The 13,926-nt window shown below is 69.2% G+C and carries 15 protein-coding genes; 5 read left to right on the top strand and 10 right to left on the bottom strand.

What is annotated here, in order from left to right; genetic code table 11:
- Positions 1-28: 28 nt before the first annotated feature.
- From VFW66_09575 to VFW66_09540, 8 genes are all read right to left on the bottom strand, one after another.
- On the bottom strand, positions 29-1,651 hold the full coding sequence (locus VFW66_09575; GenBank protein HEX5386937.1) for a Do family serine endopeptidase: 1,623 nt from the start codon (positions 1,649-1,651) through the stop codon (positions 29-31).
- A gap of 196 nt (positions 1,652-1,847) precedes the next feature.
- Positions 1,848-2,093 (bottom strand): hypothetical protein, encoded by a 246-nt coding sequence (locus tag VFW66_09570; protein HEX5386936.1) that lies wholly within the window; start codon positions 2,091-2,093, stop codon positions 1,848-1,850.
- Between the two features lie 43 nt (positions 2,094-2,136).
- Positions 2,137-2,499, bottom strand: coding sequence for a P-II family nitrogen regulator (locus VFW66_09565; protein ID HEX5386935.1), 363 nt, complete (start codon positions 2,497-2,499; stop codon positions 2,137-2,139).
- A gap of 32 nt (positions 2,500-2,531) precedes the next feature.
- Positions 2,532-3,884, bottom strand: a complete 1,353-nt coding sequence (locus VFW66_09560; protein HEX5386934.1) for an ammonium transporter — start codon at positions 3,882-3,884, stop codon at positions 2,532-2,534.
- 364 nt (positions 3,885-4,248) lie between these two features.
- A complete protein-coding gene (locus VFW66_09555; protein HEX5386933.1) occupies positions 4,249-4,770 on the bottom strand; it encodes an arsenate reductase ArsC in 522 nt (173 codons plus the stop codon).
- Entirely contained in the window at positions 4,767-5,672 is a 906-nt protein-coding gene (locus VFW66_09550; GenBank protein HEX5386932.1) for an arsenite methyltransferase, read from the bottom strand. The genes VFW66_09555 and VFW66_09550 overlap by 4 nt, the downstream gene beginning before the upstream one ends.
- A gap of 54 nt (positions 5,673-5,726) precedes the next feature.
- Complete coding sequence (locus VFW66_09545; protein HEX5386931.1) at positions 5,727-6,050, bottom strand: metalloregulator ArsR/SmtB family transcription factor; 324 nt, start codon at positions 6,048-6,050, stop codon at positions 5,727-5,729.
- Positions 6,051-6,122: 72 nt separating this feature from the next.
- On the bottom strand, positions 6,123-6,326 hold the full coding sequence (locus VFW66_09540; protein ID HEX5386930.1) for a hypothetical protein: 204 nt from the start codon (positions 6,324-6,326) through the stop codon (positions 6,123-6,125).
- Between the two features lie 164 nt (positions 6,327-6,490).
- On the opposite strand from VFW66_09540, the gene VFW66_09535 reads away from it, so the two are divergent.
- From VFW66_09535 to VFW66_09520, 4 genes are all read left to right on the top strand, one after another.
- Positions 6,491-7,441, top strand: coding sequence for an ATP-binding cassette domain-containing protein (locus VFW66_09535; GenBank protein HEX5386929.1), 951 nt, complete (start codon positions 6,491-6,493; stop codon positions 7,439-7,441).
- Positions 7,442-7,444: 3 nt separating this feature from the next.
- Complete coding sequence (locus tag VFW66_09530; protein ID HEX5386928.1) at positions 7,445-9,676, top strand: Gldg family protein; 2,232 nt, start codon at positions 7,445-7,447, stop codon at positions 9,674-9,676.
- On the top strand, positions 9,673-10,644 hold the full coding sequence (locus VFW66_09525; protein HEX5386927.1) for a DUF4340 domain-containing protein: 972 nt from the start codon (positions 9,673-9,675) through the stop codon (positions 10,642-10,644). Before VFW66_09530 ends, VFW66_09525 begins: the two co-directional genes overlap by 4 nt.
- Before the next feature lie 216 nt (positions 10,645-10,860).
- On the top strand, positions 10,861-11,451 hold the full coding sequence (locus VFW66_09520; GenBank protein ID HEX5386926.1) for a sigma-70 family RNA polymerase sigma factor: 591 nt from the start codon (positions 10,861-10,863) through the stop codon (positions 11,449-11,451).
- On the opposite strand, the gene VFW66_09515 is transcribed toward VFW66_09520, so the two are convergent.
- Positions 11,448-11,915: a BON domain-containing protein gene (locus VFW66_09515; GenBank protein HEX5386925.1), complete on the bottom strand. Its 468-nt coding sequence runs from the start codon at positions 11,913-11,915 to the stop codon at positions 11,448-11,450. The genes VFW66_09520 and VFW66_09515 overlap by 4 nt on opposite strands.
- A gap of 182 nt (positions 11,916-12,097) precedes the next feature.
- Between VFW66_09515 and VFW66_09510 the strand changes: the two genes are divergently transcribed.
- Positions 12,098-12,475, top strand: a complete 378-nt coding sequence (locus tag VFW66_09510) for a hypothetical protein (protein ID HEX5386924.1) — start codon at positions 12,098-12,100, stop codon at positions 12,473-12,475.
- Between the two features lie 244 nt (positions 12,476-12,719).
- On the opposite strand, the gene VFW66_09505 is transcribed toward VFW66_09510, so the two are convergent.
- Positions 12,720-13,922, bottom strand: coding sequence for a type II secretion system F family protein (locus VFW66_09505; protein ID HEX5386923.1), 1,203 nt, complete (start codon positions 13,920-13,922; stop codon positions 12,720-12,722).
- Positions 13,923-13,926: the final 4 nt, after the last annotated feature.

Raw genomic sequence — 13,926 nt, 5'->3', positions numbered from 1 at the left:
CGCTAGCGCGCGCTCACCGCCCTCGGCGTCACTGCCCGGGTTCGCCGAGCCGGATGCGCTCCACCCGGTGGGTCTTGGCCCGCGCGTTGTAGATCCGGAGCGAAACGATCTCGCCCGCCTTGTCGCCCTTGAGCGCATTGCGCAGGTCTTGCGGGCTCTTCACCGCGTGGCCCTCGACCGACTGGATGATGTCGGGGCCGCCGTTCTCCGGACCCGCAATCGACTCATAAGACGGCCCGCCCGGTCGCACGTCGGTCACGACGACCCCCTTCACGTCGTTCGGCAGCCCGAACTGCTCGGCCGTGGATTGGTCGAGTGGCGCCACGCTGACGCCCAGGGTGGCAAGCGGCGCGGATGCGCCGTTGTCGTCTGACGAATTGTTACTGTCGTTCGCGGAGGCGAGCTCGGTCTTCTCCGGCACGTTCTGCAGCGGCACGGGGAACGTTTTCCGCACGCCGCCCTTCCGCGCCACCGTGATCTTCACCGTCTCGCCAGGCTTCTGGAACGCGATCCGCTGCTGCAGTTGCGCCGTGTACTCGACCGGCTGGCCGTTCACCGCGATGATGATGTCGCCCGGCTCCAGCCCGGCGTCCTTCGCGGCCTTCCCTTCCGGCGTGAAGTCCTGCACCACCACGCCCCGCACGTCGGACAGCCCGACGTACTGCGCGTCGTTGGTCGTCGCGTCGCGCACCAGCACGCCGAGCGCGGCCCGGTGGACCTTGCCGCCGTGGATGAGCTGATCCATGACCTGGCGCGCGAGATTGATCGGGATCGCGAAGCCGTAGCCCGAGTAAAAGCCGGTCTCGCTCGCGATGGCCGAGTTGATGCCCACCACCTCACCGCGCACGCCGACGAGCGGCCCGCCCGAATTGCCCGGATTGATTGCCGCGTCGGTCTGAATGAAGTCCTGGATGCTGCGGTCCGTGCGGTTCGGCAGGTTGAGCGAGCGCGCCTTGGCGCTGATGATTCCCTGCGTCACGGTGAACGTCAGGTTGTCGCCGAGCGGATTGCCCACCGCAAGCACCCACTCGCCCACGCGGGCCGAGTCGCTGTTGCCGAGCGCCGCGGGCGTGAGGTTATCGGCGTCGATCTTGAGCACCGCGACGTCGGTCGTCGGATCGGTCCCCACCACCTTGGCGGTGAACTCGCGCCGGTCGAGCAGGCGCACGGTAACCCGCTTCGAGTCGGCCACCACATGCGCGTTGGTGAGGATGTAGCCATCGGGCGAAACGATGAAGCCGGAGCCCGACGCTTCCTGGAACTGCGGCCGCTGCTGGGGACCGCCGGGCGTGCCCGGAAATCCGCGGAAGAACGGCTCGAAGCCGGGCGGAATCCGCATCGCGGGCACGCTGTCCCGGTGGGCTGTGATCTCCGACTTGATGTACACGACGCTTGGCTTTACGTGCTCGGCCACGGCCGCAAAGGCCTCGCTCAGCGATTCGAGCCCGGCGGCGCCGGACGGCGGCGCGTCGGACACCCGGGCAGCGGGCGTCGCCTGCGCCGACTGCTGCGGGGCCGGCGCCGCGCGGGAAATCTGCTGGGCGCTCGACCAGGCGGGCAGATCGAACGCACCCGCGATGAGCAGCCCGGAGAGAAATCCTCCGGACACGAATGCCGTAATCTTGAAACGCTGACGCCACGGTGCCGACATGCAATACTCCTGCGAAAGCCGGGTGTCCGGCCTGGTGGACCATCGAAGGGAATCCGTCTCGCTCGACAGATGCATCGGGCGGATGGTTCGTCGCGCGGCCGATGCGCGGCCACAGCTCAAGATCGAAGGGTAACACCGGGGCCCGCTGTGCCCCAGGTTGCTGCGGAATGACGACGTGGAACGGGGAGTTGCGGTTTCAGCGAGACGGTGAGACCGAATCGGCGGCCACCACCCGGACGGTCCCGGTGTCGAACCCCGACTGGGTGTCGCCGGCCATGTCCCGGCCGCCGTGGGTGGCGCGCGCGGCGCCCTGGATCGCGCCGGTTTCGGTGCCGTCGCCGGTACCGAGGCTGTCGGGATTGCCGCCGCGGCCGCCGCACGCGGTGAGTGCGCCGGCGGCCATGCCGACCGAGACGAGAACGAGCAGGGTTCGGCGATGCATGCTCAAGGGTAATGCAGTCGCCCCGCGGTCACCGTGCCGAGGGTCACGCCGTGCTTTCGGCAAACGGCGTCACGGCCGCCTCGTCGCGCTCGCCCGTGCGGATCCGGTGCACCTGCTCCACGTCGAGCACGAAGACCTTGCCGTCGCCCACGTCGCCGGTACGTGCTGCGGCCAGCACGGCGCGCACCGTCACGTCGACGAAGCCGTCCGACACACCGATCTCGAGCCGCACCTTTTCCTGCAGGCCCATTTTGACGGTGGTGCCCCGATAGGTCTCCACCCGCTCGGTCTCGCCGCCGTGCCCCATCACCCTCGACACGGTGAGACCGCGGACCTCGGCCCGGTAAAGCGCCTCGAGCACGTCGTTCAGGCGCTCGGGCCGCACGATCGCGATGATGAGCTTCATGGATCAATCTCCTCGTGGGCGTGCGCCCCGCGTCAGCGCGCGATGGGGTGAGGGGTAAGCGCCGGTGCGGGCGCCACCCCGAAGTCGGAATCCGGCAGCACCAGGATCGAACCCTCGCCGCTGGTGTACGCCTCCTCGCCGTGCTGCGTCACGTCCATGCCGAGCGCCTCGGCCTGACTGACGCCGCGGAGCTCCACGACGGACCCGAGCACCTTGAGGATCACGAACGTCATCACACCCGCGTAGACGAACGAAGCCACGACGCCCACCGCCTGGATCCCGAGCTGCGCGGCGTTGCCGGCCAGGAGACCGTCGGTGCCGCCCCACGCCTTTACCGCGAATACGCCGGTGAGCAGCGCGCCGGTGATGCCGCCGATGCCGTGGCCTGCGAAAACGTCGAGCGAATCGTCCAGCCGGGTGCGCGAGCGGAGGATGATGGCGAAGTATGACGGGAACGCCGCGAGCGCGCCCAGGGCAAGCGCGCCCATCGGGCTCACGAACCCCGCTGCCGGCGTGATGGCCACGAGACCCACCACGATGCCGGTGGCCCCGCCCACGGCCGTAGCCCGCCGGGTCCGGACGTAGTCGAGCAGCACCCACACGACGAGTGTCGCCATCGGGGCCAGGAAGGTGTTGGTGAACGCCGTCGCCGCCGACCCGTTGGCCGCGAGCGCGCTGCCGCCGTTGAAGCCGAACCAGCCGAACCAGAGGAGCCCGGCACCGAGCAGCACGAACGGCACGTTGTGCGGCAGAATGGCCTGCCGCCCGTAGTCCTTGCGCGCGCCGATCACCGCCGCGGCCACGAGCGCCGACACGCCGGCGTTGATGTGCACCACCGTGCCGCCGGCAAAGTCGAGCACGCCGAGCTTGCCGAGCCAGCCACCGCCCCAGACCCAGTGCGCCACCGGCGCGTACACCACGAGCGCCCAGATCGCGATGAAGGCGATGTAGGGTCCGAACCGCATCCGCTCGACGATGGCGCCGGAGATGAGCGCCGCCGTGATGATGGCGAAGGTGCCCTGATAGGCCATGAAGAGCACGTGGGGAATGGTGCCCTTGGCGTCCGCCGTGACCCCATTGAGGAAAGCGTTCTGCAGCCCCCCGATCCAGGCCGACCCGTCGGCAAAGGCGAGGCTGTAGGCGGCGACTGCCCAGAGGATGCCGACCACACCGAGCGCCACGTAGCTCATCATCATGGTGTTGAGCGAGCTCTTGGACCGGACGAGGCCTCCGTAGAAGAAGCCGAGCGCCGGGGTCATGAGCAGCACGAGCGCGGTGGCCGTGAGCATCCACGCGGTGTCGGCGGGGACGACCGTCGGCGCGGGGACGGGGACGGGGGCGGGGGCGGCGCTCTGTAGCAGTGGGAGCAGCGCGGAGATCGGCACCGGTGTTGGCCTCAGGTCGGGGTGAACGGTCGAGCCGCACGGGCTTGGCGCCGGATACGATAGTGATTGGAGGGGGAATGCGCAAGCGAAGTGTGTGCGATTGCCTGCATCATATGCACATATTCACGGCGCTAACCGCGTACGAGCGGCGCTAGCCCTGATATTCGTTCATCATGATGTGCAATTCGCGCGCGTTTTGTTGTACATTGCTGCGACAAGAGCGGCCGCAGCCACGCTGCCCGGTAAGCTCGCATAAGTGCTGGCGATAGGAGCGGTGGACCAGCGGCAAAGCTGGGGAGGATGGCTGCTGGGCGGGGGCTGGGATGATGGTGCGACGATGCTGCGGCGCGGGCCGGTGCGCGACTCAGCCGGCCCGGTGCTCCCCGGCGGACGTCGGACCGGACGGCTCCCTGGCGATCGCGTCGACCTGCTGCGCGAGCTCGCCCCGACTCAGCCGCTCGGGCGAGAGCGCGAGCAGCCGGCGGACCCGGCCGCGGATCACCCGGAAGGCCGCTTCGAACGCGGCGCGCCGCACCGCGTCGCTGCCGCCCACCGCAGCGGGGTCCGGCATGCCCCAGTGCGCCACCGCCGGCCGGCCGGGAAGAAGCGGGCAGCTCTCCCGCGCGTGATCGCAGACGGTGACGACGCAGTCCCACTCTCGCGTGGCGGCGACATCGAGCCCGCGAGGCGCATGGCCGGGCGAGGCGTAGCCGTACTCCTCCAGCACTCGCACCGCGAGCGGATTCACCCGCGCCGCCGGCTCGACACCGGCGCTCTCCGCCACCACCCGCCCGCCGGCTTCAGCGTTGAGCACGGCTTCGGCGATCTGGCTCCGAGCGCTGTTACCGGTGCAGACGAAGAGGAGCCGGAGCGGCGGCCGGCTCACGCCGCGCCCGGCTTGGTCGCCCGCACGAACGCACCCATTACCCGCCCCGTTACCTCACGGGCCAGTACCTCGAGGTCGGCATCGGTCCCGGCCAGAAACGCGCGCGCGTCTTCCATCTGATAGATCCTGGTGGGCTCGATCTCGGCGCCGGTGAATCCCGTCTCGGCAAGGAGCGCCTTGAACTCGCCTTCCTCGAGCGCGCCCGCCACGCAGCCGACCCACAGCTCCATGCTCCGCCGCACCGGCGCCGGCAGCTCGCCGCGCACGACCACGTCCGATACCGCGAGCCGGCCGCCCGGCTTGAGCACCCGGAACGCTTCGGCCAGCACCCGGCGCTTGTCGGCCGAGAGATTGATGACGCAGTTGGAGATGATGACGTCGACCGACGCGTCGGGCAGCGGGATGTGCTCGATCTCGCCCTCGAGGAACTCGACGTTGGTGGCGCCGGCCTTTGCGGCGTTGGCCCGTGCCAGCGCGAGCATCTCGTCGGTCATGTCGAGGCCGTACGCCTTGCCGCTCGGACCCACGCGCCGGGCGGAGAGCAGCACGTCGATGCCGCCGCCCGAGCCCAGGTCGAGCACCGTGTCGCCTTCGCGCAGCTCGGCCAGCGCGGTCGGATTTCCGCAGCCGAGCGAAGCCAGCACGGCCTCCGCGGGAAGGCAGGCGGTCTGGTCGGGGCCATAAAGGTTGGCCGTGATGGGGTCATGGCCGCCACCGGTGGCGGGCGCCGCTCCGCAGCAGGAGTTGGCCGTGCCGCAGCAGGAGTCGGCGGGCCCGCAATCGGCATCGCCTTCGCCCGCGAGGACCCGCCTCGCGGCTTCGCCGTAGCGCTGGCGGACGGTGTCCCTGATCGTCGCCGGCTCGGCCCTGTCGCCCGCCGGGTTTGCGCTGTTCGTCGTCATGCATTCCTCCGGAAAACAAGATTCGTTGATATGTCGAGCAAAACTCGAATCGGCTTAGCCGCAGCACGCCTCCCGCTGCCGCGCGACGGCCGCGGGTGTGGGGCGAAGCACCTTGGACGCCTCCTCCAGCGCATCGAACGCCTCGGGCCGGAGCCAGTAATACGCCCAGCGGCCTTCGCGCCGGCAGTCGATCACGCCGGCCTCGCGCAGCACCTTGAGATGGAAGCTGAGCCGGGACTGGGCGGCGTCGAGGAGGTCGGTCAGCTCGCACACGCAGCGCTCGCCGCGCCGCAGTCGCTCGACGATGGCGAGCCGGGTCTCGTCGGAGAGGGCGTGGAAGAGGGCGGCGGTTGCGCGGACGGAGGTTTCGGTGCTCATGTCCGGCAACATAACAAGAAGTGTTGATATGTCAAGCAAGGACCAACGGCGCGGCACCACGCGATCGAAGCGTTACCCGCCATGCCCACCCCCAAAGTGCCCGTCGAGCTTCCCGTCGGACGCGATATCCATTTCCACGATGTCGTCGAAGTCGTCGCGGGCACCCCGGCCGCTGTACGAGCCGAAGCCGGAGGATGCCATTCCCGTCAGCGCTTCCCAGATGCAGGCGCTGATCCAGTAGAAAATCCCGAACAGCACGATGAGGCAGCCGGTCATGATCTTACCTTAATGGCGGACAGTGACACCGCCGCCCCGGCTTGCGACTCCCCCACCCCCCCGCGCATCCTACGGTCGGCGCCCACCGGCAAGCCCTGCCATCGGCGCCGTCGGGCCGCGACACCAGGCGCGGCGCTCCGCAACACCACAACTGCAACTCTCCCATGCCTTTGCTCGCCCTCGACCGGGTGTCCAAACACTTTGGCGCCATCGCTGCCGTCGACGAAGTCTCCTTCGAGGTGGACCGCGGCCAGGTGGTCGGTTTCCTCGGACCCAATGGCGCCGGCAAGTCCACCACCATGCGGATGATCACCCAGTTCCTGGAGCCCGACGCCGGCTCCATCCGCCTCGACGGCATTCCGCTTGACGAGGCCGGCCGCGCCGCCAAGCGGCGGATCGGCTACCTCCCCGAGAACAACCCGCTCTACGCCGAGATGCTGGTGTCGGAGTACCTCGATTTCGTGGGCCGGCTCCGGGCGCTCGACGGACCCGAGCGGCGGAGCGCTATCGACGAGTCCGTCGCCGCCACCGGGCTCGAGCCTGTCTTCCACCGTCCGATCGGTGAGCTATCCAAGGGGTTCCGCCAGCGCGTCGGGCTCGCCGCTGCCATCCTCCACCGGCCCGACCTTCTCATCCTCGACGAGCCGACCGAAGGGCTCGATCCGAACCAGCGGGTCGAGATCCGCCGGCTGATCGGCGAGCTGGGCCGGGAGCGCACCGTGCTCCTTTCCACCCACGTGCTGCCGGAGCTTCGGTACACCTGCTCGCGCCTCCTCATCATCAACCAGGGCCGCCTCGTGGCCGACGGGCCGATGGACGACCTGGTCGCCCGGGCCAAAGGCGCGGCGCGGATCGCGGTCGAAGCCGCGGGCGACGGGGCGGCCGCACACTTCGCCGAGAAGATCGCGGCGCTCCCCGGGGTCGCCGCCGTCGAGCCGCACGAGCCGGTCGAGGGACGCGCGCGCGTCACCGTGACCGCCTCCGCCGCGGAAGACCTCCGCCCGCGGATTTTCGACCTGACCAAGGCAGAAGGCTGGACCCTCTTCGAGCTGCACCAGGAAGCCGGCAGCCTCGAGGATCTGTTCCGCGAGCTTACGATTCAGCAGGAGTCCTGAGTGATGCGCATCTGGACTGTCACGCGCCGCGAGCTCAAGGCGCTGTTCGACCTTCCCACCGGTTACGTGCTGCTGGTGGCCTTCCTCGCGATCAACGCGTTCCTCTTCTTCCGCCAGGCCTACCTGACGCAGGTGGCGAGCCTCCGCCCGATGCTCGACGTGCTGCCGTGGGAGCTGCTCTTCTTCGTGCCGGCGGTGACGATGCGCTCGCTCTCGGAGGACATCCGCGGCGGGCAGCTCGAGGTGGTGCTGGCGCAGCCCCTGAGCGAGCTGGAGCTCCTGCTCGGCAAGTACTTCGCGTCGGTGCTCTTTCTCTGGATTGCGCTCGCGCTTTCGCTTGCCATTCCGCTCGGCCTCTCGCTCGGCGCGGACATGCCGTGGCCCACGGTGGCGGCGCAGTATGTGGGCGCCGGGCTGCTCGCCGCGGGGTTCGCGGGCATCGGCACCTGGGCCTCGAGCCTCTCGCGCAGCCAGATCACCGCGTTCATCCTCGCGGCCGTGCTGATGTTCCTGCTGATCCTGGCGGGGCTGAATCCGCTCCTCGTAGGGCTGCCGCCGTCACTCGCCACCACCGCCGCGCGGATCGGCGTGCTCTCGCACTTCGAGAGCATCGGGCGCGGCGTAATCGACCTGCGCGACGTCATCTACTTCGTCTCGCTCGCGGGCATCTTCCTGGCGCTCGCATACGGCGCGCTGCTCGGCCGGAAGCTCGCCCCGGCGCGCGGCGCGCTCCGCCGGCTTCGTTTGGGCGTGGGCATGCTCGCCGCGTCGCTCGTCGTGGTGAACTTGCTGGGCGGCTACATCAACGGGCGGCTCGACCTCTCGCCGGGACAGGCATACACCCTTTCTCCGGCGAGCCGGCAGGTGCTCGGTAACCTCGACGATCTCGTCACGATCAAGGTCTTCGCCTCGTCCGAGCTGCCGACCGAAGTGGCGCTCATGAAGCGCGACGTGGACGACCTGCTGCACGACATCCGCTCGGCCGGACACGACCGGGTCCGGATCATCGAGCGCGACCCGTCGAGCGACGACAAGGCCAAGAGCGAGGCCGAGGCGCTCGGCATCCAGCCGGTGCAATTCAACGTGATCGGCGAGTCGGAGCTGCAGGTGAAGCAGGGATATCTGGGCATCGCGCTCCAGCACGGCGCCGAGACGACCACGCTGCCGTTCGTGCACAACACCGACGACCTGGAGTACCGGCTGGTCTCGTCGATCCGCGACATCACCCGCGCCGACAAGCCCAGGATCGGGCTCCTCGCCACGTCGGGGGGATCGCCCGGCACGGGGTACAGCGATCTCAGGGAGCAACTCAGGAAGTCCTACGACATGGGAGACGTGTCACTGCACGACACGATCCCACTCGATACCACGATGGCCGCGCTGGTGCTCGCGGGATCGCCCGACTCGGTGCCCGCGGCCCAGCTCGAGCGGTTGCAGCGCTACGTGGACCATGGCGGAAATCTTCTCGTGCTCGCGGGCGGCATGGCGCTCTCCTCGCAGATGCCGGTGGCCGACCCGCGTCCGCTTCCGTGGAACTCGCTGCTCGATCCGTTTGGCGTTTCGGTGCGGAGTGACGTGGCGTACGACCTTCTCGCGAGCGAAGCGATCCCGGTGTCGAGCGATTTCGGCCGGGTGATGCGGCTGTATCCGTTCTTCATTCGCGCGGAGAGCACCCACCGCTCAGCGATCAACCGCGACATCGGCGCGGCGGTGCTCACCTGGGCCAGCACGATCGACACGAGCAAAGCGGCGAAGGGCACGGTGACGCCACTCCTCCGGACGAGCGCCGCCGGCGGCACGCTCACCGGTGCCACTTCGATCGATCCGCAGCGCGACTTTCCGCAGTCGGGTGCCGGGCGAAAGCTCCTCGCGGTAGTCGTGGCACCGAAGGACAGTGCGCGCGGCCGAGCGGTGGTGATCGGCAGCACCGATTTCGCGACCGACAGGTTCGTGCGGGTGGCGCCGGAAAACCTCACCATCGCGCTCAACGCGGCCGACTGGCTGGCCCAGGATGAGGGACTGATCGCGATCCGATCGAAAGACCGGCACCCCGTCCCGCTCGTCTTCGCGACGGCGGCGGAGCGGGATCTCGCCAAGTACGTGAACTTGGTCGGGCTGCCACTCCTGGTCGTGCTCGTGGGCATCGTGCACTTGGTACGGCGCCGGCGGCGCACGCGCGCACCATACCGGCCGTTCGTGCCGTCGGCGACGCCGGCGCAGGAGGCGGCAGCATGAGCGCGAGGCAACTGCTCAGGATGGGCATCGCGCTCGTGGTGCTGCTGGCGCTCTGGGGCGCGGCGGCGTTCGCGCGGCGGCACCGTGGGTCGCCGGCGGGCGAGGACGCGTTCCGGTTGCCGGCGGTGGCGCGCGCATCGGTGGACACGGTGGTGCTCACGCACGGCGCCGACACCGCGGTGCTCGCCAGGCAGGATTCGGCCCGCTGGACCGTGAACGGGCACCGCGCGGCACCGCGGGCGGTGGCCGATCTCTTCGCGGCGCTGGCCGACACCGCGCCGGCGAGCGAGCTGATTGCCGAGGAGCCCGCATCGCACGCGGCGCTCGGGGTGGACAGCGCGGGCGGGACCCACGTCGAGATGCGCGGCGGCGGCAAGATGCTGGTGGATTTCATCGCGGGCAATCGGTCGGCGCAGTCCGGCGGCGGATACGTGCGCCGTGTGGGGGAGGACCCCACTTATCTCCTGCACGGCCGCCTGGTGGACGCCGTGACCCGCCAGACCGACAGCTGGCGCGACCACAAGATCGCGGCCGTGCCGTCCGACAGCGTGGCCCGGATCGACGTGACCCGCTCAGGGCATCATTACACGCTCGCACGCGGGGAGGAGGGGTGGAGGCTCAAGCCGGGCGGCGCGGTCGATACCGCCCAGGTGGCCGATCTGCTGTCGGAGTATCGCGCGGTGGACGCGACGGCGTTCGCCTCGCCCGCGCAGGCCGATTCGCTCGACTTCAGGCGGCCGGACCGGCGTACTCGGCTCGAGCGCAAGGACGGGTCGCCGATCCTCACCCTGCTCATCGATTCCACCAAGGCCGGGTTCTGGGCCAAGGCGGATACCGGCCAGACGGTGTACCGGATCGACTCGTATACCGCCGACCGGCTGGCGCCGGAGGCGAAGACGCTCGAGGCGCAGCCGGCAGCGAAGGCGGCCAAGGCGTCGGCGAAGGTTGCGGCCAAGGCGACGAAGTAGGTGTAATGCTTCGGCGGGGCGTGCGTCAGCAGGTTTGAAGGCGACGATGCCTCAGGCAGTCTGACCGCAAACCCAAAGGAGCGATCCCGATGAGCGATTCCACGAAGCCCTCCCAGGCCTGCCAGTGCCGCTGCAGCTGTGCCGGCACCACCGAGTGCCCCTGCACGGCCGCCGAGTGCACCTGCGGCTGCGGGTGCAAGTAGGGTGGATCCGGAAATGATGGACGAGTCGGTCGAGGCACCCGGAGCTCTCCGGGTGCTTCTCGACAGCCACGCCCGGTTTCTCGCGTTCGTCGAGCGGCGCGTGGGGTCGCGCGACGTGGCGGAGGACATCCTGCAGGAGGCGTTCGTCCGTAGCCTCGACGGCACGGCGGGGCTGCGGAATTCCGAATCCGCAGTCGCGTGGTTCTATCGCGTGCTCAGGAACGCCATCACCGACCATTTCCGCAGGCAGGATTCGCGGGCGCGGGCCCACGACCGATTTGCGTCCGAGGCGGACGAGGCGGTTGCGGGTCCCGATGAGGAGCTCGAGACCGTGATCTGTGCTTGTGTCGCGGCCCTCGTCGGCACGATCAAGCCGGAGTACGGCGCGGCCATTCGCCGGGTGGACCTCGACGGAAGGAGCGTCCGCGACTTTGCCGCGGAGATCGGTATCACGCCGGGGAATGCGGGGGTTCGGCTGCACCGGGCCCGCGAGGCGCTCCGCCGGCAGGTGGCGCGGAGTTGCGGCACCTGCCTAACCCACGGCTGCCTCGACTGCAACTGCAGTCGGGGCGAGGCCGGGGCCGGCGCAGAGACATGTAACTAGCGCCGTTCGCGCACACGCACCCGCGTGTGCACGTCCCGCACGCCGGCCACCGATTCCGCGACCTCGGCGGCCACGCGGCGCATGCGGCGGTCCTCCACGCTCCCGGTAAGCGACACCTCGCCGTCGTTCACTTTCACTTCGATTTCGCTCGCGTCCACCCCGAGGTGTACGGTAAGCGCCTCGCAGACGTCCTCGGCGATTCGCCCGTCGGGGCGGCGGTGGTTCTTCGGGCCCCGGCCGGCGTAGGTGGGGTGGTCGAGCATGCGGGCTGACGAATAGTCTGCTCCGGCCAGCGCGCCGCGCATATCGATCCAGTGCGGGTCCATCCGGGTGCTGCCCGCCCGGCCTCCCCCGCCGCCCCATTCGACCGGGCCGAAGTGGTCACCCAGCGGATCGGGATGTGAGCGGGCGTAGCGCCAGCTATTCAGATCGTAGGGCATGGGCTGGGTGTAGTCGTGGTCCATGGACGGTCCTCCGTTTTGGTCTCGCATCGCTCCTTGCCGTCCGCCCCCCCCAAGCTAGGCCGCCCGCGCCGGCGGGATGGTGACCCGCGCCCCCGCGCGCCGGCTCTCGCCGCCCCAAGCTGGGCTCGGCGGCGGCCGGCGGGCGGCATGCCGAGAGGCGAATTTCGGCGGAGGCCACCACGATGGCATTGAACGAGGACCAACGGCGGCACCTGGAGCGTCGCCTGCACGAGGAGCGGGACCGGGTGCTCCGCATCCTGCGCCGCGCCGGCGAAACGCTCGGCGTGAGCGAGGCTGACCGGTCGGGAGACATCTCGCACCTTCCCTTCCACATCGCCGACGTGGGCACCGAGACCTACGAGCTGGAGATGGACGCGATGTTCGCCCAGCGCGCGGGCGACGAGCTGCAGGCCATCGACGACGCGCTCCGGCGCCTATACGAAACGCCGGACCGCTACGGAATCGATGAAAACACCGGCAAGCCGATTTCGTTCGAGCGGCTGGACCTGGTGCCGTGGGCGCGCAGCGCCGGACCGGAGCATCGGGCGCCCGAGCAGTGACCGCCGGGCGTACCGGGTGAGGCGAACGACATGACCATGCGCGTGGGGCCGGCCGGTTGGAGCTACAAGGACTGGGAGGGGCTCGTCTGTCGGCGCCGCCGACGCGCAAGGCCGCGAGCCGGGTAGCATCCGGACAAACGCCTCGTCCCGCAAAGCGGACCTAATTCGATCGCGGCAACGAAGAGGGCCCGGCGATGCCGGGCCCTCTTCTCGCGCACTGCTTGGGCTCACTGCAGTCCGAGACTCACTGCACCGCGTTCATCATATCGAAGATCGGCAGGTACATCGCCACCACCATGCCGCCCACGACCACACCGAGGAACACGATCATCATCGGCTCCATGAGCGAGAGCAGCGCGCTCACCGCCACGTCCACTTCCTCATCATAGAAATCGGCGATCTTGCTGAGCATCTCATCGAGCCCGCCGGTCTGCTCACCCACCGCGATCATGGAGATCACCATCGGCGGGAACACCGCCGACTTCTCCAGCGGCGCCGCGATGGTTTCGCCCCCGGCGATCGACTGCCGCGACGCCATCACGGCGTCGTGGATCACCATGTTGCCGGCCGTCTTGGCCGTGATCTCGAGCCCGTCCAGGATCGACACGCCCGACGAGATGAGCGTGCCCAGCGTGCGGGTGAAGCGGGAGACCGCGGACTTCCGCAGCATTTCGCCCAGGAGCGGCGCCTTGAGCAGCGCCGCGTCCATCGTGCGGCGCCCGCTCACCGTGCCGTAGTAGCGCCGGAACGCGAACCCGATGGCGCCGGCGACGCCGGCGATGGCCCACCAGTAGTGCAGCAGCCCCTGCGAGAGGCCGATCACGATGCGCGTCGGTAGCGGGAGGTCGAGGTTCACCGACGAGAAGAGGTTCTGGAACACCGGGATCACGAAGATGAGCAGCACCGCGACGGCGACGCCGGCGACCGTCATGATGACGCCCGGGTACACCATCGCGCCCTTCACCTTCCGAATCAGGGCGTCGTTCTTCTCCAGGAACGTCGCGAGCCGGAGCAGGATCGTGTCCAGGATGCCGCCCGCCTCGCCCGCGGCCACCATATTGACGTAGAGCGCCGAGAACGCACGCGGATGCTTGGCGAAGGCGTCGGCGAGGGTGTTGCCCGACTCGACATCGTACACCACGGCGCGCGTCACCTCGGCCAGCGCTTTGTTCTCGGTCTGCTGGGCCAGGATGGTGAGCGATTGCACCAGCGGCAGGCCCGCGTTGATCATCGTCGCGAACTGACGGGTGAAGATCACGATGTCGCGGATCTTGATTCGCTGCCCGCCCAGACCGAACGTGATCTTCTTGGGCGCCTGGCGCACGCTCACCAGCAGCAGGCGGTTCTTCCGGAGGTAGGCGTTCACCTCCGACTGGCTGGCCACGTCGAGCTGACCCTTCTGGATCTGCCCCGAAGGATTGCGCGCGGTATACTCGAAGACGGGCATCAGC

This window comes from Gemmatimonadales bacterium, from assembly GCA_036279355.1.
GTDB lineage: Bacteria > Gemmatimonadota > Gemmatimonadetes > Gemmatimonadales > GWC2-71-9 > DASQPE01.
Note: the sequence above shows the minus strand (reverse complement) of the source record. Positions and strands in the feature narration are given on the sequence as shown.

Bases quoted from the DNA above. Each gene is read 5' to 3' on its own strand.
- VFW66_09575 (HEX5386937.1), bottom strand. From the start codon at position 1,651: ATGTCGGCACCGTGGCGTCAGCGTTTCAAGATTACGGCATTCGTGTCC.
- VFW66_09570 (HEX5386936.1), bottom strand. From the start codon at position 2,093: ATGCATCGCCGAACCCTGCTCGTTCTCGTCTCGGTCGGCATGGCCGCC.
- VFW66_09565 (HEX5386935.1), bottom strand. From the start codon at position 2,499: ATGAAGCTCATCATCGCGATCGTGCGGCCCGAGCGCCTGAACGACGTG.
- VFW66_09550 (HEX5386932.1), bottom strand. From the start codon at position 5,672: ATGACGACGAACAGCGCAAACCCGGCGGGCGACAGGGCCGAGCCGGCG.
- VFW66_09545 (HEX5386931.1), bottom strand. From the start codon at position 6,050: ATGAGCACCGAAACCTCCGTCCGCGCAACCGCCGCCCTCTTCCACGCC.
- VFW66_09540 (HEX5386930.1), bottom strand. From the start codon at position 6,326: ATGACCGGCTGCCTCATCGTGCTGTTCGGGATTTTCTACTGGATCAGC.
- VFW66_09535 (HEX5386929.1), top strand. From the start codon at position 6,491: ATGCCTTTGCTCGCCCTCGACCGGGTGTCCAAACACTTTGGCGCCATC.
- VFW66_09530 (HEX5386928.1), top strand. From the start codon at position 7,445: ATGCGCATCTGGACTGTCACGCGCCGCGAGCTCAAGGCGCTGTTCGAC.
- VFW66_09525 (HEX5386927.1), top strand. From the start codon at position 9,673: ATGAGCGCGAGGCAACTGCTCAGGATGGGCATCGCGCTCGTGGTGCTG.
- VFW66_09520 (HEX5386926.1), top strand. From the start codon at position 10,861: ATGATGGACGAGTCGGTCGAGGCACCCGGAGCTCTCCGGGTGCTTCTC.
- VFW66_09515 (HEX5386925.1), bottom strand. From the start codon at position 11,915: ATGGACCACGACTACACCCAGCCCATGCCCTACGATCTGAATAGCTGG.
- VFW66_09510 (HEX5386924.1), top strand. From the start codon at position 12,098: ATGGCATTGAACGAGGACCAACGGCGGCACCTGGAGCGTCGCCTGCAC.
- VFW66_09505 (HEX5386923.1), bottom strand. From the start codon at position 13,922: ATGCCCGTCTTCGAGTATACCGCGCGCAATCCTTCGGGGCAGATCCAG.